The following is a 20290-nucleotide window of genomic DNA, read 5'->3' on the forward strand; positions in this document are numbered from 1 at the left end:
TCCCCTGAACCTCCCACCCCGAACCACTCCCCATGGCCAACACCCAGCAATCCCAACAGATGGCAAATGCAATCCGCGCATTGGCCATGGACGCCGTTCAACAAGCCAATTCCGGCCACCCCGGCGCCCCGATGGGCATGGCCGACATGGCCGTGGCACTGTGGAGCCGCCACCTCAAGCACAACCCCACCAACCCCCAGTGGTTTGACCGCGACCGTTTTGTGCTCTCCAACGGCCACGGCTCCATGCTGCTGTACGCGCTGCTGCACCTCACGGGCTACGACCTGCCCATCGGCGAGCTGAAGAATTTCCGCCAGCTGCACAGCAAGACCCCAGGCCACCCCGAAGTGGGCTACACCGCTGGCGTCGAGACGACCACCGGCCCGCTGGGCCAGGGCATCACCAACGCCGTGGGCTTTGCGCTGGCTGAAAAGCTGCTGGCCGCAGAGTTCAACCGCGAAGGCCATGCCGTGGTGGACCACCACACCTACGCCTTCCTGGGCGACGGCTGCCTGATGGAAGGCATCAGCCACGAGGCCGTGTCCCTGGCCGGCGCCTGGAAGCTCAACAAGTTGATCGCCCTGTACGACGACAACGGCATCAGCATCGACGGTCAGGTCGCCCCCTGGTTTGCCGACAACACCCCCCTGCGTTTTGTGGCCAGCGGCTGGAACGTGATCGGCCCCATCGACGGCCATGACGCCGACAAGGTGGCTGCCGCCATCGAAGAAGCCAAGAAGCAGACCGAGCGCCCCACCCTGATCGTGTGCAAGACGCACATCGGCAAGGGAAGCCCCAACCGCGTGAACACCGCCAAGGCCCACGGCGAGCCCCTGGGCGCTGAAGAAATCGCGCTGACCCGCGAAGCCCTGGGCTGGACCAGCGAACCCTTCGTGATCCCCGAAGACGTGTACGCAGGCTGGGATGCCAAGGCCAACGGCCAAAGCGCCGAGGCCGCCTGGAACGAGCGTTTTGCCGCCTACACCGCCGCCTTCCCCGAACTGGCCGCCGAGCTGACACGCCGCATGAACGGCGACCTGCCCGCCAACTTTGCGCAAGTGGCCGTCGATACGGTGGTGGCCGCCCACACCAAGGGCGAGACCGTGGCCAGCCGCAAGGCCAGCCAGCTGGCGCTGGAAGCCTTCACCGCCGCCCTGCCCGAACTGCTGGGCGGCAGCGCTGACCTGACCGGCTCCAACCTCACCAACACCAAGAGCACGCCCAACCTGCGCTTTGACATGCAAGGCCACGTGGTGAAGAACGAGGCTGGCGTGGGCGGCCGCCACATCAACTACGGCGTGCGTGAGTTCGGCATGGCCGCCATCATGAACGGCGTGGCGCTGCACGGCGGCTTCATCCCCTACGGCGGCACCTTCCTCACGTTCAGCGACTACAGCCGCAACGCCATCCGCATGGCCGCGCTGATGAAGCAGCGCGTGATCCACGTGTTCACCCACGACTCCATCGGCCTGGGCGAAGACGGCCCCACGCACCAGTCCATCGAGCACGTGGCCAGCCTGCGCCTGATCCCCAACCTGGATGTGTGGCGCCCCGCCGACACGGCCGAAACCGCCGTGGCCTGGAGCGTGGCCCTGTCCAACCGCAACAAGCCCACCGTGCTGGCACTGTCGCGCCAGAATCTGCCCTACGCACCCAAGCGCGACCTGGGCGACATCTCGCGCGGCGCCTACGTGCTGAGCGAGCCTGCCGATGTGGGCATCAAGAAGAAGCCTGTGGCCGTGATCATCGCCACCGGCTCCGAAGTGCAGCTGGCCCTGAAGGCCCAGCGCCTGCTGGCCGACAAGAAGGTGCCGGTGCGCGTGGTCTCCATGCCCAGCACCACCACCTTTGACCGCGAAGACGCCAAGTACAAGAGCAGCGTGCTGCCCGCCGGCGTGCCGCGCGTGGCCGTGGAAATGGGCGTGACCGACGGCTGGTGGAAGTACGGCTGCGCCGCCGTGGTGGGTATCGACACCTACGGTGAATCGGCCCCCGCACCCGTGCTGTTCAAGCACTTCGGCTTCACAGAAGAGAACGTGGCCGATGCCGTGCTGGTGGCCACCGGTGCTGCGCGCCTGAAGCCCGCCAAGAAGGCCCGCTAAAACTTCTCCTGCCCGCTGTGCCCCGCTGCCAGCGGGCGTGCAGCGGCAGATTCCCGATTTCGACTTTGCAACTTTGAAGAGGCTCCCTATGACGATCAAGATTGGTATCAACGGCTTCGGCCGCATCGGCCGCAACGTGCTGCGCTCGGCCATCCAGAACTTCAGCGACATCGAAGTCGTGGGCATCAACGACCTGCTGGAGCCCGACTATCTGGCCTACATGCTGCAGTACGACTCGGTGCACGGCCGCTTCGACGGCACCGTGGCCGTGGAAGGCAACACACTGATCGTCAACGGCAAGAAGATCCGCCTGACGCAAGAACGCGATCCCGCCAACCTGAAGTGGAACGAAGTCGGCGCCGACATCGTGATCGAATCCACCGGCCTGTTCCTGGACAAGGTCACGGCACAGAAGCACATCGACGCAGGCGCCAAGAAGGTCGTGCTGTCGGCCCCCTCCAAGGACGACACCCCCATGTTCGTGTTCGGCGTGAACCACGACACCTACGCGGGCCAGGCCATCATTTCCAACGCATCGTGCACCACCAACTGCCTGGCCCCCGTGGCCAAGGTGCTGAACGACAAGTGGGGCATCAAGCGCGGCCTCATGACCACCGTGCACGCCGCCACCGCCACGCAAAAGACCGTGGACGGCCCTTCGAACAAAGACTGGCGCGGTGGCCGTGGCATTCTGGAAAACATCATTCCTTCGAGCACTGGCGCTGCCAAGGCCGTGGGCGTGGTGATCCCTGCGCTGAACAAGAAGCTGACCGGCATGTCCTTCCGCGTGCCCACCTCCGACGTGTCGGTGGTGGACCTGACGGTGGAGCTGGACAAGGCTGCTACCTATGACGAAATCAAGGCCGAGATGAAGGCCCAGTCCGAAGGCGCGCTGAAGGGCGTGCTGGGCTACACCGAAGACAAGGTGGTGGCCACCGACTTCCGTGGCGACACCCGCACTTCGATCTTTGACGCGGACGCCGGCATCGCACTGGACGGCACTTTCGTGAAGATCGTGAGCTGGTACGACAACGAATGGGGCTACTCGAACAAGTGCCTGGAAATGGTACGCGTGGTGGCCAAGTAAGCTTTCTTTGAGAAGTTGAAAAAGCGCTAGAAGCAACTACCCTGTTCAAGCCGGCGGCCTGCAAAGGCTGCTGGCTTTTTTTTGGCTGCGCGGTACTGGCCCACGAAATCAGGCCACCGCAACGGCGGGTGCCTGCGGCGGTGCGCTGGCGATGTGCACCGTGCGGGTGGGGAATGCAAACTCCACCCCCATGGCCTTGAACTCGCGCAGCAGCCCCAGGTTGATGGACTGCTGCAAGTCCATGTAGAGGTTGTAGGCCGGGTCTTCGACGATGTAGACCACCTCGTAGTCCAGCGAGTTGGTGCCCAGCGCCTTGAAATGTGCGCGGTCAAAACGCAGCTCTGGGTGCGCCTCGATGAGCTTGCGCACCACGCCTGGAATCGCCTCCGCCTGCTCGGGGGTGGTGCCATAGGCCACGCCAAAGGTGAACACGATGCGGCGCCGCTCCAGCATGCGGAAGTTGCTGATGGTCTGCTTGAGCAGGTCGGTGTTGGACATCACGATCTGCTCACCCTGCAGGCTGCGAATGCGCGTGGTCTTGAGGCCGATCACCTGCACCGTGCCCGACACGTTGCCCACCACGATGAAGTCGCCCACCTCAAAGGGCTTGTCCACCGCAATCGCCAGCGACGCGAACAGGTCGCCCAGGATGTTCTGTACCGCCAGCGCCACGGCAATACCGCCCACCCCCAGGCTGGCGATGAAGGCCGTGATGTTCACCCCCACGTTGGACAAGATGGCCAGCAGCACCACACTCCACAGCAGCGTGCGCAGCCCCCACGACATGAGCGTGGCCGAGGCGCTGACCTGCGTCATGCCGCTGGACGAGTGCCGTTCCACATAGCGGCGCACGCCGATGCCAATCGCACGCATGCCCCACAGCCCCATCTGCAGCGCCACGGCCACAAACCACAGCTGGCTCAGGCGGCTCTCCCAGCGGCCTGGAAGATCCAGCAGACTTGCGCCCACCAGCAGCGCCACCACCAGCATCAGCGTGCGGCTTGTGCCTTCCAGCACGTCCACCAAGGTCAGTGCCATGCCGCTGTGCGACTGCGTGGCCCACCCCTTGGCGCGACGGGTCAGCAGGCGCAGCACCACAAGGATGGCGGCGTAGGTAGCGACCGCCGCCGCCAGGGCCACACACAGGCTCCATAGCGGCACACCCGCAAAAGTGGTCTCCTGGACCCAGGTGGAAAACGTGGATGGCGGCATGCAGTAACTCTCCTCTTCGTTGTGCAATGGGGATAGGCCGAAGGCGGGCGTACGGTGTACGCAAACAGCCCGCGCAAAGGCATCGGCAGCAGATGGCGCAGCCTGGGGACGACGCGGTGAACGCGCGTGTTGCCCTTGATCGAGACCCCTGCAAAGCGAGAGTTCCCCAACGCGCCTTCACATCCGTCGCACTCACAGTGTCGGCGCCCGGCGTGCAAATGTTCGTAAGACATGCCCGACAGCGATACAGAGGCAGGACCTACGCCCGCTCGCCGAGCGGGCCCCAACAATGCATCAACACCAGAACCCCTGGTTGCCCACCCCACACACGGGTGCGGCGTCTCCAACAACCTCCAGAGGAGTCCCACACACCATGCATTCATCTGCACTGATCCGCACCGCCACAGCGGCACTCGCACTGGGCGCACTGGCCGCCTGTTCGTCCACCCCCGCCCCCACCGAACAGATGGCGGTCACCCGCACCACCGTCAACCGCGTGGCGGCGGCACCGGCGGTGGCCACCAGCGCCCCCGTACAACTGCAGCAGGCCCGCGAGAAGCTCATCCAGGCCGAGAAGGCCATGGCAGAAAAGGACTATGTCGCCGCGCGCCGCCTGGCCGCAGAGGCCGAGGTGGATGCTCGCGTGGCCGAGACCCGCGCCGACGCAGCCGGCAATGCCGCCACCCTGGCCCAGGTGCAGGACAGCATCCGCGCACTGCAGGAAGAAATCAACCGCCGATCGCCCCGCTAAGCCAGTGCCCCGTATGGCGCCCCGTGCGCCCTGCCTGGCAGCTGAGCCTCTCGCAACTGGCGTTGAGGCTCCCGCGATTGCCTTCACTCCAACACCAAGGAACACCCGACCATGCCACGCTTTTTTCACCGCACCACCGCCCTGTGCACCAGCCTGATTGCCGTGGGCCTGCTGGCCGCCTGCGCCAGCACCACCCCGTCGCCCGCCCTGGAAGAAGCCCGCACTGCCGTGAGCACTGCGGCAGGCGACCCGGCCGTCAACCAGTACGCCCAGCTCGAACTCAAGCAGGCCACCGATGCCCTGGCCCAGGCCGACCGCGTGTGGGCCGATGACAAGGACACCTCCGAGACCAACCACCTGGCGTACATCGCCCGCCAGCGTGCCGAGATCGCCACCAACACGGCCCGTGCGCGCCAGCTCGATGCCAATATCAAGCAGGCCGGCAGCGAAGCGGATCGCATCCGCCTGCAGGCCCGCACCCAGGAGGCCGATGCCGCCCGCCTGCGCGCACAACAGGCCCAGCAGCAGGCCATGAGCGCCGAGCAGCGCGCCGCACAACAGCAGGCACAAGCCACCGCCGCCATGGCCCAGGCCAACGCCGCGCAGGACCGTGTGCGCGCACTCGAAGCCCAGCTGCGCGACATGGAAGCCCAGCAAACCGAGCGCGGCCTGCTGGTGACCTTGGGCGATGTGCTGTTTGCCTTCAACAAGGCCGAGCTGTCGGCCCAGGCGGCCCCACGCCTGGACAAGCTGGCCAACTTCCTCAAGCAGTTTCCGGACCGCAAGCTGCTGATCGAGGGCTACACCGACAGCGTGGGTGGCGACAGCTACAACCAGGACCTGTCAGACCGCCGCGCGCAGGCCGTGCGCGATGCGCTGGTGCAGCGCGGCGTGGACACCAGCCGCATCACCGCACGCGGCTATGGCAAGGCCCACCCGGTGGCTGATAACGCATCACCCGAAGGCCGCGCCATGAACCGCCGCGTGGAGATCGTGATTGCGGATGACAAGGGGAATCTGCGCGGAAGATAAAGTACCCCCCCTGAGGCGCTGCGCGCCTTTCCCCCGCTCTCGCACCGCTGCGCGTTGCGGGCAGGGGGACGGCGCCATCGCACGCTAGCGAAGCGCCGCCCGTGCGGCTTGGCGGCCCTTGCGCGGCGGCCGCTGGCTTGAGCCACACCGGTTTCTGCGGCCTATATCAATAAACCCAACGAAGACCGCGCCGCTCACGCTGCGCGGTCTGCAAACGTCTCAGTATCCACTTCGCTCGCAGCTTGCGCGTTGTAACGGTTGCCCACCACCGTGCGCTCGTTGATCAGCGCGTCCAGCCGCGCCATGGTGGCGGCATCCAGCCGCACATTGGCGGCGCCCAAGTCGTCCTGCAAATGCGCCACGCTGGTGGTGCCGGGGATGGGGATGATGTGCTCGGCCTTGTGCAGTAGCCATGCCAGCGCCAGCTGGGCGGGCGTGCAGCCCACATCGCGCGCAATGGCCTGGTAGCCGTCGAGCAGCGCCAGGTTGGCCGCATAGGCGTCGGGCGCAAAACGGGGCATGGCGCGGCGGATGTCCTTGGCGTCGAGCGTGCTCACATCGCGCAGCTCGCCACAGAGAAAGCCCCGCGCCACGGGGCTGAACGCCACAAAGGCGGCGCCCAGCTCGCGGCAGGCATCCAGCACGGCGATCTCAGGGTTGCGCGTCCACAGCGAATACTCGGTCTGCACCGCCGCAATGGGATGCACCGCGTGGGCCTTGCGCAGGGTGGCGGCAGACACCTCCGACAGGCCGATGCTGCGGATCTTGCCCGCGCGCACCAGGTCGGCCAGCGCACCCACGCTGTCTTCGATGGGCACCTTCTTGTCCCAGCGGTGCAGGTAGTACAGGTCGATCACATCGGTCTGCAGGCGGCGCAGGCTGTCTTCGCAGGTCTGACGCAGCGTGGCGGGCCGGCCATCGATCACGCGCACCAGCTTGCTGTCGCCGTTCACATCCACGCCCTGCATGCCGCATTTGCTGGCCAGGGTGAAACGGCTGCGGTGCTGCTTCAGCACACGGCCCACCAGGGTTTCGTTGGCGCCAAAGCCATAGAGCGTGGCAGTGTCGAACAGGGTCACGCCCGCATCCAGCGCGGCCAGCAGCACGCGCTCTCCCTGCTCGGCAGACACCGGCGCGCCATAGGCGTGTGAGAGGTTCATGCAGCCCAGGCCGATGGCCGAGACGGAGAAAGGTCCAAGGTTTCTTTGTTGCATGCCGCGAGCTTACGGCAAGCGCAGCAACCTACCGGGTGGCTAGGGCTTGGAGCTGGACTAAGAGCGGCTAAGTCTTGGTATTGGGCGGTCGCTTCGCCCACAGCTCAATGCGCTCACCCGCTGCGCAGGCGGCCACCAGCTGCGCAAACCGGGCCTCCCGGGTCGCATCGCGTTTGGCGGATGTGACCCAGTGCAGCATCACCTTGCGGTAGCTGGGCGGTGTGGATTCCTGAAAGTACCGCCACGCGGCCTTTTTGCGCTGGAACGCACGCTGCAGCGCCACCGGCAGCTCGGCCACTCCCGCCTGTTCGTGCGAGTAGATGGCCGACTTGTCGGCCTTGCGGTGCGCAAAGGCGGCCAGCCCCGCAGGCGTCATGCGGCCCGCCGCCTGCAACTGCTCCACCTTCGCGATGTTGACCGCACTCCAGATCGACGACGGCTTGCGCGGCGTGAAGCGGATCGAGTACGTGTGCTCGTCAATACGCCGCCGAATGCCATCGATCCAGCCAAAGCACAGGGCTTCGTCCACCGACTCCGACCAGCCCATGCTGGGGCGGCCCGAGCCCACTTTGTGAAAACCCACCAGCAACTCAGGCGCGCTGGCCGCATGGTGCTCCAGCCACTGGCGAAACGCCTGCGGCGTGGCGAAGAACATGGGGATGGTCTGCGGGGCCATGGTGCTGCGAACCTGCTTCCGTCTAGTCTTCTTGCTGGTGGCTGCTACTGCGGGTGCGCGGGCTAGGCCACCACGCCTTCGTGCACCTGCTCAGCGCATGGCCCCAGGGGCACCACACACAGCGTCACACCATCGAGCGTGAGCACCAGCCCCAGTTGCCCGCCCACCTGCACCACCCCACCCACCGTGGCCGGAGCGCGCGATGCATGCGATTGCACGGGTTGCACGGAGCGCTGCACGGCCACCGCACTCACAGGCGGCTGGCGCAGCAAGGCCCACAGCGTCTGCGGGTCCCGCGACTGCAGCGACTGCAGGTACAGGCGCAGCACTGCGGGGTCGTTGTCCTTGGGCTCACTCTGCCCATCGCCATGGCGGGCGCAATCTTCCGCCTGCCGCAGACGCTGCAACGCGCGGAGCAATTGCTGGCGGCTGGACGCTTCAGACCGACCACTGGCCTGGGCCAGCTCGGCATGGCTGGCATCGAACACCGCATGCAGCAGCACCACAGCACCTTCGGTGGGCGTCACGCACGCCGCCAGACGTCGCAGCGCCAGCGCGGCCTGCTGCGCAAGGGCCGCATCGGCCTCCGCCGAGGGTGCGACCGTGCCAGCGGCATCGCCCTGCGCGGTCTGTGCCGCTTCGGCCAACCACTGCGCCATCCACTGGCGCCGCCGCAAACGGTCAATGGCCAGATTGCGCACCACCGTCAGCAGCCAGGCCTGGGCGGCATTGAGCGCAGGGGCATTGGCCTCCAGCGCGCGCACGTAGGCATCTTGTACAGCGTCCTCGGCATCGGCCGGACCCAGCAGGCGGGTGGCAGCGCGCACCAGGGCGCTGCGGCTGGCGTTCACAAGTATGGTGGTGCGTTCGTCTTCTTGCATTGGGGCATGGTGCCACAGGCTGCCCAGACGCAGACCAGGTCCAAAGTGGGCGGGCGAATGCCTGCTTGCAATCCCATGCTGCAAGCCACTTCCCAAAGGAATCAATGTCCAAAATATTCTGCACGGTCCCGCTTGTCCCGCAGATTGTGCGGACTGGATTACGCTAGGCCCTATGAAAACAGAGTCTCCTTCACCCGCCCTGCTTCCGTTCTGGAACGAGTTCCTGGCCTCCACTGGCCGCCACGACGATGCGAGGTTCTACGAGTCCTTCTACTTCGCCGACAGCGAGGACGTTGCAAACAGCCTTGCGCAATTGGTCTTGGCCGGCGTCAAGCGCGCAACCGGTGCGCTCGTCTGGGGTCTTGAGGCACAAGCCAAGCGCCCCCCGGCGCCTGGAGACCTCAGCATCGTGACGGACTGGGCGGGCACACCGCTGTGCATCATTGAAACCACCGACACCGAGGTTGTGCCGTTCGAGGAAGTCACTGAAGAGTTTGCGGCGACCGAAGGAGAGGGGGATAAATCACTCCGATACTGGCGCGAGGAGCACTGGGCGTTCTTCGGCCGCGAGTGCAGTCAGATCGGGCGGGAGCCGTCAAGCCGGATGCCCGTACTCTGCGAGAGATTCAAAGTCGTCTTTCCGCCACCGCGCGCCCATGCAGCCTGAGCCCTGGTTCATTCAACCGGGCCCGCTATGGCACAGGACACCGGAGCCCAGGTAGGAGGTAGCAAGCCTGGCGGAGCTGGCACAACCCGCAGCACAAAGCCTCCCGCCATCGTCCCCATTCATCGCCCACATTCGCCAGCGCTGTCCGCGACAAACACCGCCCGCCATTGCATGGACAATCCCCGCATGTCCGGCACCCCCACTACTTCACACACCTCCTCCCCCCGCCCCGTCCTGATCGCTGGCGGCGGCATCGGTGGCATGGCCACTGCCCTCACCCTGCACCAGATCGGCGTGCCCTGCATCGTCTTTGAGACGGTGCCGGAACTGCAGCCGCTGGGCGTGGGCATCAACCTGCAGCCCAATGCCGTGCGCGAATTGCATGACCTGGGGTTTGGCAACGAGGTGCTGGACACGATTGGCCTGCAGGCGCGCGAATGGGCGCTGGTGGGCCGCAACGGCAACGAGGTGTATGCCGAGCCGCGCGGCCTGGAAGCGGGCTACCACTGGCCGCAGTATTCGGTGCACCGGGGGCAGCTACAGATGATGCTGTTCAACGCCGTGAAAGAGCGCCTGGGCAACGACGCCGTGCAGCTGGGCCAGCGTGTGGTGGGCTACCGGCAGGATGCGAATGGTGTCGCCGCCATCGTCGAGACACGCGACGGCGAGAAGCGCGAAGTGGCGGGCTCGCTGCTGATTGCGGCCGACGGCCTGCACTCGGCCGTGCGGGCGCAAATGCACCCCACGCAGCCGCCCATCCAATGGGGTGGCGCCATCATGTGGCGGGGCACCACGCCGGGGGTGCCGGTGCGCACAGGCGCGTCGTTTGTGGGCGTGGGCTCGTTGCGGCACCGGGTGGTGTTCTACCCCATCACGCCGCCCGACCCGGCCACAGGCCTGGCCACCATCAACTGGATCGCCGAGATCACGGTGGACAACCAGGGCGGCTGGCAGCACGGCGACTGGAACCGGCGCGTGGCGCTGGAGGAGTTCATCCACCACTTTGACGGCTGGAACTACAGCTGGCTGGACGTGCCCACCATGCTGCGCGGTGCCAAGGATGTGTTTGAGTACCCCATGATCGACCGCGACCCGGTACCCACCTGGGTAGACGGCCGCGTGGCGCTGCTGGGCGATGCGGCGCATGTGATGTACCCCGTGGGCTCCAACGGGGCCAGCCAGGCCATCGTGGATGCGCGCGTACTGGGCGCGCAGCTGATTGCGCATGGCGTGGGCCCGCAGGCGCTGCGCGCCTACGACGACAAGCTGTGCAAAGACATCTCGGCGCTGGTGCTGCGCAACCGGGGTTCTGGGCCCTTTGGCCTGCTGGGGCTGGTGGACGAGCGCTGCGGCGGTGTGTTCGACCACATCGACGACGTGCTGCCGCGCGAGGAGCGTGAGGGCTTTATGGCCCGCTACAAGGCGGCGGCGGGCTTTGCGATCGAGACACTGAATGCGGCGCCGCCCACCATCGCACCAGGGCAGCGCGTGGCGGTGGGCTGAGAAAGGCTATCGGGCCGGGCAGTGTGCACTTGAAACAGCCGTTCGGGCTGAGCTTGTCGAAGCCTTGCGCAGCGCTTCGACAGGCTCAGCGTGAACGGTTCCCATGGGGCTGATACCAACTTGCCAACGCAAAAGCCAAACCGCCCTGGCGCCGCACCGGGGGTCCGCCACGCAGGGCATTCCTGAACGCACAGGCGCACGGCCATGTCACGCCCGGCGTGTCTCGTTCGTCAAGGCAGTCCTGTCACTCTTTTCAAGGACTTGGCCCCATGGACACGCCAGACACCCACACCCCATCCTCCGCCCCAGGCGCCGAACCGCGCACGTCGTACCTGGAAGAAAAGGCCTTCAAGGCCCGCACTCTGCTCGTCTTCGGCACCATCACCGACACGCTGGCCGCCGATGTGGCGCGGCGGCTGATTGCGCTGGATGCCGAGAGCGCCGAGCCCATCGACATGCTGGTGAGTTCGCCCGGCGGGCACCTGGAGTCAGGCGACACAATCCACGACCTGGTGCGCTTTATCGCTGCGCCGGTGAACATGATCGGTACCGGCTGGGTGGGCAGTGCCGCCACGCACCTGTACCTGGCGGCACCGCGCGAGCGGCGGTTCTGCCTGCCCAACACGCGCTTTCTGATCCACCAGCCCAGCGGGGGCGCGGGTGGCCCGGCCAGCGACATCGCCATTCAGGCGCGCGAGATGGTGAAAGCGCGTGAGCGGATTGCGGGCACCATTGCCCGGCAGACGGGCAAACCGCTGGAGGTGGTGCTGGCCGACATCGAGCGGGACCGCTGGATGTCGGCCGAGGAGGCCGTGGACTACGGCCTGGTCTCACGCATCATCGAGAACAAAGCGGCACTCAAGGGATGAGGCTGTGCCGCCATTTACTATCAAATAGATAGCCATCAGCGCTTGATGGTCGCGCGGAAACGGCTTTTTTGGCTTGAAATCAACCCGCGTTGAGCTGCAGCTCCAGGTTGTGTAGCACCTGGTAGCAAGGCAGCACCTGCGCCACGCTGGCGTTGGGCTCACGGCCCTCCTTGATGGCGGCGAAGAACTCGCGGTCCTGTAGCTCGATGCCGTTCATCGACACATCGACCTTGCTCACGTCGATCTTCTCTTCCTTGCCGTTCACCAGATCGTCGTAGCGGGCGATGTAGGTGGCGGTGTCGCCGATGTAGCGGAAGAAGGTGCCCAGCGGGCCGTCGTTGTTGAAGCTCAGGCTCAGCGTGCAGATCGCGCCGTTGGCCGCCTGCAGCTGGATGCTCATGTCCATGGCAATGCCCAGGTCCTTGTGGATGGGGCCCTGGATGGCGTTGGCTTTGACGATGGGGCTGCCCGCCTGGTAGGCGAAGAGGTCCACCGTGTGGGCAGCGTGGTGCCACAGCAGGTGGTCCGTCCAGCTGCGGGCCTGGCCCAGCGCGTTCATGTTGGTGCGGCGGAAGAAGTAGGTCTGCACATCCATCTGCTGGATGTTGAACTCGCCTGCGGTGATCTTCTTGTGCACGTACTGGTGGCTGGGATTGAAGCGGCGGGTGTGTCCGCACATGGCGACCAGGCCGGTCTGCTTTTGCAGGGCGACGACCTTCTCGCCATCGGCCAGGATGTCGCACAGCGGGATCTCGACCTGCACATGCTTGCCCGCTTCCAGGCAGGCGATGGACTGGCTGGCGTGCATCTGCGTAGGCGTGCACAGGATCACGGCGTCCACTTCCTTGATAGCCAGGCTGTCGGCCAGGTCGGTAGTGACGTGTTTGATGCCGTACTTGTCGGCCACTTCCTGGGTCTTGGCCAGGTCGCGGCTGATGAGGGAGACGACTTCAACGCCGTCGATGTTCTTGATGCCGTCCAGGTGCTTGATGCCGAAGGCGCCAGCGCCTGCGAGTGCGACTTTGATGGTCATGGTGTGTGTCCTTTGGCGTGTTTTTTACGTGTTCTCAAGAATCAGGTGGCCCACGGCGGTGTTGGACGCGGGCACATGGTAGAAGCGGTGCGCCAGCTTCGGCGGCTTGCCGCCGGCCACATCCGCCATCGCACCCCGCGCGATGAGCCACATCACCAGCTCGATGCCTTCGCTGCCCGCCTCGCGCACGTAGTCAATGTGGGGGATGCTGGCGGCGGCCTCGGGGTCGTTGATGAGCTTGTCGAGGAAGGCGTTATCGAACTCCTTGTTGATGAGCCCCGCGCGCGGGCCCTGCAGCTGGTGGCTCATGCCACCCGTGCCCCAGATGTGCACGTTGATGTCTTCGTCGTAGCTCTCCACCGCCTTGCGGATCGCCTGGCCCAGGTTGTAGCAGCGGCGGCCGCTGGGCACGGGGTACTGCACCACGTTAACGGCAAACGGGATCACCGGGCAGGGCCATGCGCCCTTCACGGGGTCCTGCTCGCCAAACATCAGCGACAGGGGCACAGTCAAGCCGTGGTCCACGGCCATCTTGTTGACGATGGTGAGGTCAAAGTCCTGCTGGATGACCGACTGCGCAATGTGCGCGGCCAGGTCCGGATGGCCGATGACCTTGGGCACGGGGCGCGGGCCAAAGCCTTCGTCGGCCACTTCGTAGTCGGCGGCGGTGCCGATGGCGAAGGTGGGGATCAGGTCCAGGCTGAAGGCGGTCGCGTGGTCGTTGTAGACCAGGAAGATCACATCGGGCTTGTTGTCCTTGACCCATTGCTTGCCAAACTCGTAGCCCGCGAACACGGGCTTCCAATAGTCTTCGTGGGTCTTGCCCAGGTCCATGGCCGCGCCAATGGCAGGTACATGCGATGTGAACACGGAGGCGGTGATTCTGGCCATCGTCAAAGTCCTTTCTTGCCCGCGCTGCCCTGGGGCTGGCGGTGCGCCTGCGCGTCGCCGTCTTCGCCAATCACGCGGTTGCCGTTGGCCGACCGGCCACCATTGATCATCATGTTGCGGTATTCCTCTTCGGTCATGCCGGTCATGCTGCCTGCCATCTGCTGAAAGCTCTTGCCATCGGTGGAGCCGATCTTGGCCAGAAAGTAGATGTTGCCGCCCAGGCGAATGCACCAGTTCAGGTCGCGCGCCAGCACAGCCTGCTTCTGCTCTTCGGTCATCGCCCATTCATCCAGGTAGACGCGTTCATCGGCCTTGAAGCGCGCGCGGTTCTCGGCCTTCATCAGGCTCATGCAGAACTGGTTGAGCCAGTAGCCCTTGCGGCTTTGCTCGGCGTCGAAGATGGTCGTGCCAGGCACGTCCAGGTAGGGTTTGTCGAGTGGCATGGCATCAGCCTTTCTTTGTCACTTCTTCGGGCCAGTAGAGGCGCATGGGGTTGTCCACCAGCAGCTTGTGCTGCAGCTCGGCCGTGGGCGCGATGTGCGGGATGAAGTCCACCAGCAGGCCATCATCGGGCATATGGTCCTTGAGGTTGGGGTGAGGCCAGTCGGTGCCCCACAGCACGCGATCGGGGAATTCTGCAACCACCTTGCGGGCAAAGGGCACGACGTCCTGGTATGCGTTCTGTTCGCCATTCAACGCCTTGGGGCCGGTCACGGAGAGGCGCTCGGGGCAGCTCACCTTGCTCCACACATTGGGGTGCTGGCGCATGAATTTGAGGAACAGCTCGAACTCGGGACCGTCCACAGGTTTGTTCACATCCGGGCGACCCATGTGGTCCACCACCACGGTGGTGGGCAGGGCAGTGAAGAAGTCCCACAGTTCGGGCAGGTCCACCGCCTCGAAGTAGATCACCACATGCCAGCCGAGCTTGGCGATGCGCGCGGCAATCTCCATCAGCTCGTCCTTGGGCGTGAAGTCCACCAGGCGCTTGACGAAGTTGAAGCGCACGCCGCGCACACCAGCGTCGTGCATGGCCTGCAGCTCCTGGTCGGTGACCGAACGCTTGACGGTGGCCACGCCACGCGCCTTGCCGCCGGAGTGCACCAGCGCATCGACCATGGCGCGGTTGTCCGCACCGTGGCAGGTGGCCTGCACGACCACGTTGCGCGCAAAGCCCAGGTGGTCGCGCAGCGCGTACAGCTGGTGCTTGCTGGCGTCGCAGGGGGTGTACTTGCGCTCGGGCGCGTAGGGAAACTCTGCGCCCGGGCCGAACACGTGGCAGTGCGCGTCCACCGCGCCCGCAGGCACCTGGAAGCGGGGTTTGCTCGGACCCGAGTACCAGTCGAGCCAGCCAGGGGTTTTTATGAATTCGCTCATGCGCGTACTCCTTGGTTTCTTACAGGCTCGCAGATCAGTCGAGCGAGACGTTGGCCTTGCGGATCACGTCGCCAAAACGCTGGCTCTCGTCCTTGACGAACTGGTTGAACTGCGCGCGCGTGGTGGGGAACTGCTCGTAGCCAAAGGTCTTGAACTTCTCGGCCACTTCGGGGCCGGTCAGGGCCTGTTCGATGTCCTTGCGGATCTTGTCGGCCACGGCGGCGGGCAGGCCAGGTGGCACTGCGATGGCGTTCCAGCCGGTCACGGCAAAGTCCTTGGGGCCACCCGATTCGGCCACGGTGGGCACGTCGGGGAACTCGGCCGAGCGCTGGGGCCCGGCAAACGCGACCAGGCGCAGTTTGCCCGCCCGGTACAGAGGGCCTGCGGTGGCAGCGCTGCCCAGCGCAAAGTCGATCTCGCCGGTGGACACCGAGGTGTAGAGCTGCGTGGTCTCCTTGAAGATCACATGCTCCATCTGCGTGCCGGTGGCGGACTCGAACAGCTCCGAGCCCAGGTGCACCGGGTTGCCAACGGACCAGCTGCCATAGTTGAGCTTGCCGGGGCGCGCTTTTGCGTCGGCCACGATGTCGCCCACCGTCTTGTACTTGCTGCCCGTGCCCACGGTGAAGAAGAAGTGCGTCTTGAACAGCGGCAGCAGGGTGTCGAAGTCCTTGACGGGGTCGTAGGGAAGCTTCTTGAACAGGCTGGGGTAGGCCGCCAGGTGCACGTTGTCCAGGATGAGCAGGTCGTGGCCGTCCTTGGCGCCGCGCTTCCAGGCGTCGATGGCGATGAAGCCATTGCCGCCGGGGCGGTTCTCCACGATGACGCCTGTGCCCCAGGCGCGCGAGAGCTTGTCAGCCACCAGGCGGGCCACGCCATCGGGGCCGCCGCCCACAGGGAAGGGGCTGATGATGCGCACTTGCTTGGTGGGGAACTGCTGTGCGGCTGCGGGTTGCACCAGCGCGCCTGCCACGGCGGCCACGCCCAGTGCCAGGGTCAGCGTGCGGCGGAGTCGGAAAGAAGAACGGGCAGAAGAAATCATCGCTTCAGGAACAAAGAAAAATCAAAATTGATAGCTGTCAGCGCATGATGGACGCGCGCAACTGGCCAAAAAAGCTTGTGAAAATTGGATTCAGTCGATGTACTTGAGCCCCGCAGCCGCCAGCGGCTCGCGCATCTTGTACATATCGAGGCCCAGCACGCCGCTGGCGAGCTTGGCGCGCTTTTCGCCTTCAAAGCTCTCGCGCTTTTGCGCGGCTTCCAGCGTCTGCACGGCGCGGGCGGCGGGCACGCACACGATGCCATCGTCGTCCGCCACGATCACATCGCCGGGCGAGACGAGCATGCCTGCGCACACCACCGGGATGTTGACCGAGCCGATGGTGGCCTTGATGCAGCCCTTGCTGGAGATGCACTTGCTCCACACCGGGAAGTTCATTTCGTTGAGCGTCTTCACATCGCGCACCCCGGCGTCGATGATGAGCGCCCGTGCGCCACGCGCCTGGAAGGACGTGGCCAGCAGGTCGCCAAAGTAGCCATCGGTGCACTCGGCCGTGATGGCAGCCACCACGATGTCGCCGGGCTGGATCTGTTCGGCCACCACGTGCATCATCCAGTTGTCTCCCGGGTGCAGCAGCACGGTGACGGCCGTGCCGCTGACCTGCACGCCGCTTTGGATGGGGCGCATGTAAGGCTTGAGCAGGCCCACGCGGCCCATGGCCTCGTGCACGGTGGCCGAGCCCAAAGCAGCCAGGCCATCGGCGGCTGCGCGGTCGGCGCGGGTGATGTTGCGGTAGACAACGCCTAGTTCGTACATGGTGATTTCTCTTCGGTGGATTGGGTGATGTGAGGGCCTGGAGCGAACAACATTCGATGCACCCCGACCGTTCGGGCTGAGCCTGCCTGTCCTGAGCTTGTCGAAGGGTCGAAGCCTTGCGAGGCGCTTCGACAGGCTCAGCGTGAACGGTTTCGGGGGATCAAAGCCCCTTGGCCTTCAGGCGGGTGTCGAGGCGCGAGAACACGCGGCGCGTGTTGGCTTCGTAGATCTGGTGCTTGTCATCGGCGCTCAGGATGGTGGAGGCCTCGATGTAACGCTTGGTGTCGTCGTAGTAGTTGCCAGTGGTGGGGTCGATGCCACGCACCGCGCCGATCATCTCGCTGGCGAACAGCACGTTCTTCACCGGGATCACGGTGTTCAGCAGGTCGATGCCCGGCTGGTGATACACGCAGGTGTCGAAGTAGACGTTGTTCATCAGGTGCTCGTCGAGCAGGGGCTTCTTCATCTCTTGCGCCAGCCCACGGAAGCGGCCCCAGTGGTAGGGCACCGCGCCGCCGCCGTGCGGGATCAAAAACTTGAGTGTGGGGAAGTCCTTGAACAGATCGCCCTGGATGAGCTGCATGAAGGCCGTGGTGTCGGCATTGAGGTAGTGCGCGCCCGTGGTGTGAAAGCAGGCGTTGCAGCTGGTGCTCACGTGGATCATGGCGGGCAGGTCGTACTCCACCATCTTTTCGTAGATGGGGTACCAGTGCTTGTCGGTGAGCGGGGGGCTGGTCCAGTGGCCGCCAGAAGGATCAGGGTTCAGGTTGATGCCCACCGCGCCGTATTCGTGCACGCACTTTTCCAGCTCGGGGATGCAGGTGGCGGGATCCACGCCGGGGCTTTGCGGCAGCATGGCCACGGGCACGAAGTGGTCGGGGAACAGCGTGGAGACGCGATAGCAGAGTTCGTTGCAGATGGCCGCCCAGGTGCTGGACACATTGAAATCGCCAATGTGGTGGGCCATGAAGCTGGCGCGGGGGCTGAACAGCGTGATGTCGCTGCCGCGCTCTTTCATCAGCTTGAGCTGGTTGGTCTCGATGGACTCGCGCAGCTCGTCGTCGCTGATGTGCAGGTCGGCCACTTTGGGCATGGCTGCGGGGTCTTTGATACCGGCGATCTGCGCATTGCGCCAGTTCTCCAGCGCCTTGGGGGCCGTGGTGTAGTGGCCGTGGCAGTCGATGATGAGGCTCATTTTTTGGGTGCTCCTGGAAGGTGTTCTTGTGATGGTTGGTCAGGCGGGTTCCATGCCTTGCTTTTGCTTGGCTTCGGCGGCAGTGGGAGATGCCAGGTAGGCCAGCAGCGAGCGCGCCGCATCCACCTGCTGCGAATGCACGCCAACGCCTGCGGAAAACGTGGTGGTGATCTGGATGGCCGGTGGCAGCGGGCCCGCGATCTGGAGGCCCTGCACATGCAGCAGCTCGCTCAGTTGCTGAAAGCCCAGCGCCACCTCGCCCTTGGCCACCAGCGAGCCCACGGGCACGCCAGGGGGCGCTTGCACCATGCGTGGCGCAATCTGCTCGGCAATGCCCCAGCGCTCAAACAGTTTGCTCAGCGCCACGCCGCTAGGGCCGGTAGACAGGCTGATGCTGGGCGCGGCCAGCACGGCAGCGCGCACGGCATCTTCGCTCGACAGGTCGGGCAGCGGCGCGCCCGCAGGCACGGCCACGGCCACGCCAGAGTGCACCCAGTCCACCTTGCTGCCAGGCACCAAGTGGCCCGTAGCCAAAAGCTTGTCGATGGCATCGGACGCAAGGATGACGACATCGAATGCCTCACCAGCCGCCACGCGCTTGGCGGCGTCCACACCGCCCACCGATTCGATGGCGGCCTGCGTGCCCGACTGCTGCGCAAACCCGGCCACCAGATCGGCCAACACCTGGCGCGTGGCCATGGAAGAAATGCCTCGGATCACGGGCTGCGTCATGCGTTGTCTCCTGCCGGGCTGCGGGTGGCCCAGGCGGTGCGTGCAGTTGTATACATGCCGCTGATTGTGGGCAGCGGCGGCCCAAACATGAAGGCGGCACCGGCACTACCAGATATATCATTCCGTGATCGTTGACCTACAGCTATAGCAGAGAGCCTTGCCCATGGACCTCAAGCAGATCGAATACTTCGTACGCGTGGCCGAGCTGGGCAGCTTCACCCGCGCCTCGGTGGTGCTGGACATTGCCCAGCCCGCCCTGAGCCGCCAGGTGCGCCTGCTGGAGGTGGAGCTGCGCCAGAACCTGCTGGTGCGCAACGGCCGGGGCGCCACGCCCACCGAGGCGGGCAAGCTGCTGCTGGAGCACGGGCGCGGCATCCTGCACCAGGTGGAGCGCGCACGGGAGGAGCTGGGCCGCGTGCGCGGTGCGCTGGCCGGGCGCGTGGCGATTGGCCTGCCGCCCAGCATTGCCAAGGTGCTGACGGTACCGCTGACCCGCGCGTTCCGCGTGAAGATGCCGGACGCGGCGCTGGCCATCAGCGAGGGCCTGTCGGTGGCCATGCGCGAATCGCTGACCACCGGGCTGCTGGACATTGCGCTGCTCTACAACACCACGCCCGCGCCGGGCATCGAGACCACGGCGCTATTGGAGGAGGACCTGTTCCTGGTGCAGCGCCGCGCCCCCGGCCAGAGCGAGGCAGAGGCTGATGCCCTGGCCCGCACGCCCCTGCCGCTGGACGAGCTGCCGCGATTTCCGCTGGTGATCCCCACGCGTCCCAACTCCATCCGGATGCTGGTGGAATCGGAGCTGGCCGCGCGTGGCAAGCGCCCGCAGATCAGCCTGGAGATCGACGGCGTGGCCGCCATCCTGGACCTGGTGGCCGATGGCGCGGGCTGTGCGGTGCTGCCCATGAATGCGGTCACCACGTCGGGCAAGCCAGAGGTGTTCAGCACCCGGCCCATACACGGTGCGGGCAGCGAAGGTGATGACGCGGAGGCGGGCGGCAACACGCGCCTGCGCAGCAAGCTGTTCATGGCGGTGAGCTCGCAACGCCCGGCCACGCTCACGCAGCAGGCGATGGCGGAGTTGATTCGCAGCACCCTGCAAGCGTTGTACAGAAGCCCCCCCTGAGGCGCTACGCGCCTTCCCCCTCCAGGGGGACGACGCCCTCGCTGCGGGGCGGCCCTTGCTCGGCGTCCCTGGTGCTAGGCCGCGCCAGTTGCATGGAGCAGAGACGAATCAAAGGGGACGAGG

The 20290-nt window shown here is 65.5% G+C and carries 19 protein-coding genes and 1 pseudogene; 8 read left to right on the forward strand and 12 right to left on the reverse strand.

Going from position 1 to position 20290, the window contains the following annotated elements; translation table 11 throughout:
- Positions 1-29: 29 nt before the first annotated feature.
- A pseudogene (tkt, locus tag ACSQ3O_RS25195) lies at positions 30-2102 on the forward strand (transketolase); the annotation flags it as partial.
- A gap of 88 nt (positions 2103-2190) precedes the next feature.
- Entirely contained in the window at positions 2191-3189 is a 999-nt protein-coding gene (gene gap / locus ACSQ3O_RS25200; protein WP_063461695.1) for a type I glyceraldehyde-3-phosphate dehydrogenase, read from the forward strand.
- 108 nt (positions 3190-3297) lie between these two features.
- On the opposite strand, the gene ACSQ3O_RS25205 is transcribed toward gap, so the two are convergent.
- On the reverse strand, positions 3298-4401 hold the full coding sequence (locus ACSQ3O_RS25205) for a mechanosensitive ion channel family protein (RefSeq protein ID WP_137749240.1): 1104 nt from the start codon (positions 4399-4401) through the stop codon (positions 3298-3300).
- Positions 4402-4774: 373 nt separating this feature from the next.
- Between ACSQ3O_RS25205 and ACSQ3O_RS25210 the strand changes: the two genes are divergently transcribed.
- Both ACSQ3O_RS25210 and ACSQ3O_RS25215 read left to right on the forward strand, forming a co-directional pair.
- Positions 4775-5152: a DUF4398 domain-containing protein gene (locus tag ACSQ3O_RS25210; RefSeq protein WP_056643773.1), complete on the forward strand. Its 378-nt coding sequence runs from the start codon at positions 4775-4777 to the stop codon at positions 5150-5152.
- A 111-nt stretch (positions 5153-5263) separates the two neighbouring features.
- Positions 5264-6184 (forward strand): OmpA family protein, encoded by a 921-nt coding sequence (locus ACSQ3O_RS25215; RefSeq protein ID WP_436140849.1) that lies wholly within the window; start codon positions 5264-5266, stop codon positions 6182-6184.
- Positions 6185-6378: 194 nt separating this feature from the next.
- On the opposite strand, the gene ACSQ3O_RS25220 is transcribed toward ACSQ3O_RS25215, so the two are convergent.
- The 3 genes from ACSQ3O_RS25220 to ACSQ3O_RS25230 all read right to left on the reverse strand — a co-directional run bounded on the left by ACSQ3O_RS25220 (position 6379) and on the right by ACSQ3O_RS25230 (position 8955).
- Positions 6379-7398 carry an aldo/keto reductase gene (locus ACSQ3O_RS25220; RefSeq protein WP_436140850.1) on the reverse strand — a complete coding sequence of 340 codons (1020 nt, stop codon included), beginning with the start codon at positions 7396-7398 and terminating at the stop codon, positions 6379-6381.
- Positions 7399-7465: 67 nt separating this feature from the next.
- Entirely contained in the window at positions 7466-8074 is a 609-nt protein-coding gene (locus ACSQ3O_RS25225) for a YdeI/OmpD-associated family protein (RefSeq protein WP_436140851.1), read from the reverse strand.
- A 62-nt stretch (positions 8075-8136) separates the two neighbouring features.
- Entirely contained in the window at positions 8137-8955 is an 819-nt protein-coding gene (locus ACSQ3O_RS25230) for an RNA polymerase sigma factor (protein ID WP_436140852.1), read from the reverse strand.
- Between the two features lie 172 nt (positions 8956-9127).
- Between ACSQ3O_RS25230 and ACSQ3O_RS25235 the strand changes: the two genes are divergently transcribed.
- The 3 genes from ACSQ3O_RS25235 to ACSQ3O_RS25245 all read left to right on the forward strand — a co-directional run bounded on the left by ACSQ3O_RS25235 (position 9128) and on the right by ACSQ3O_RS25245 (position 11994).
- A complete protein-coding gene (locus ACSQ3O_RS25235) occupies positions 9128-9622 on the forward strand; it encodes an ASCH domain-containing protein (protein ID WP_298455095.1) in 495 nt (164 codons plus the stop codon).
- A gap of 186 nt (positions 9623-9808) precedes the next feature.
- On the forward strand, positions 9809-11125 hold the full coding sequence (locus ACSQ3O_RS25240; protein ID WP_436140853.1) for a flavin-dependent oxidoreductase: 1317 nt from the start codon (positions 9809-9811) through the stop codon (positions 11123-11125).
- Positions 11126-11394: 269 nt separating this feature from the next.
- Positions 11395-11994: an ATP-dependent Clp protease proteolytic subunit gene (locus tag ACSQ3O_RS25245; RefSeq protein WP_436140854.1), complete on the forward strand. Its 600-nt coding sequence runs from the start codon at positions 11395-11397 to the stop codon at positions 11992-11994.
- Between the two features lie 79 nt (positions 11995-12073).
- Here the strand turns inward: ACSQ3O_RS25245 and ACSQ3O_RS25250 are convergent, their stop codons facing one another.
- The 8 genes from ACSQ3O_RS25250 to ACSQ3O_RS25285 all read right to left on the reverse strand — a co-directional run bounded on the left by ACSQ3O_RS25250 (position 12074) and on the right by ACSQ3O_RS25285 (position 19038).
- Positions 12074-13027, reverse strand: coding sequence for a Gfo/Idh/MocA family oxidoreductase (locus ACSQ3O_RS25250; RefSeq protein WP_298455104.1), 954 nt, complete (start codon positions 13025-13027; stop codon positions 12074-12076).
- 24 nt (positions 13028-13051) lie between these two features.
- Positions 13052-13918 (reverse strand): class III extradiol dioxygenase subunit beta, encoded by an 867-nt coding sequence (locus ACSQ3O_RS25255; RefSeq protein ID WP_436140855.1) that lies wholly within the window; start codon positions 13916-13918, stop codon positions 13052-13054.
- A 2-nt stretch (positions 13919-13920) separates the two neighbouring features.
- Positions 13921-14361, reverse strand: a complete 441-nt coding sequence (ligA, locus tag ACSQ3O_RS25260; protein WP_298455110.1) for a protocatechuate 4,5-dioxygenase subunit alpha — start codon at positions 14359-14361, stop codon at positions 13921-13923.
- 4 nt (positions 14362-14365) lie between these two features.
- Positions 14366-15295, reverse strand: a complete 930-nt coding sequence (locus tag ACSQ3O_RS25265; RefSeq protein ID WP_436140856.1) for an amidohydrolase family protein — start codon at positions 15293-15295, stop codon at positions 14366-14368.
- A gap of 34 nt (positions 15296-15329) precedes the next feature.
- Positions 15330-16337 (reverse strand): Bug family tripartite tricarboxylate transporter substrate binding protein, encoded by a 1008-nt coding sequence (locus ACSQ3O_RS25270; RefSeq protein WP_137749252.1) that lies wholly within the window; start codon positions 16335-16337, stop codon positions 15330-15332.
- A 90-nt stretch (positions 16338-16427) separates the two neighbouring features.
- Positions 16428-17111, reverse strand: a complete 684-nt coding sequence (gene ligK / locus ACSQ3O_RS25275; RefSeq protein ID WP_298455120.1) for a 4-carboxy-4-hydroxy-2-oxoadipate aldolase/oxaloacetate decarboxylase — start codon at positions 17109-17111, stop codon at positions 16428-16430.
- 160 nt (positions 17112-17271) lie between these two features.
- Positions 17272-18306, reverse strand: a complete 1035-nt coding sequence (locus ACSQ3O_RS25280; protein ID WP_436140857.1) for an amidohydrolase family protein — start codon at positions 18304-18306, stop codon at positions 17272-17274.
- A 39-nt stretch (positions 18307-18345) separates the two neighbouring features.
- Positions 18346-19038 (reverse strand): substrate-binding domain-containing protein, encoded by a 693-nt coding sequence (locus ACSQ3O_RS25285; RefSeq protein WP_436140858.1) that lies wholly within the window; start codon positions 19036-19038, stop codon positions 18346-18348.
- A 163-nt stretch (positions 19039-19201) separates the two neighbouring features.
- Between ACSQ3O_RS25285 and ACSQ3O_RS25290 the strand changes: the two genes are divergently transcribed.
- Entirely contained in the window at positions 19202-20167 is a 966-nt protein-coding gene (locus ACSQ3O_RS25290) for a LysR substrate-binding domain-containing protein (RefSeq protein ID WP_436140859.1), read from the forward strand.
- The last annotated feature ends 123 nt before the right edge of the window (positions 20168-20290 follow it).

Source organism: Acidovorax sp. LjRoot74 (genome assembly GCF_964254355.1).
GTDB lineage: Bacteria > Pseudomonadota > Gammaproteobacteria > Burkholderiales > Burkholderiaceae_C > Acidovorax.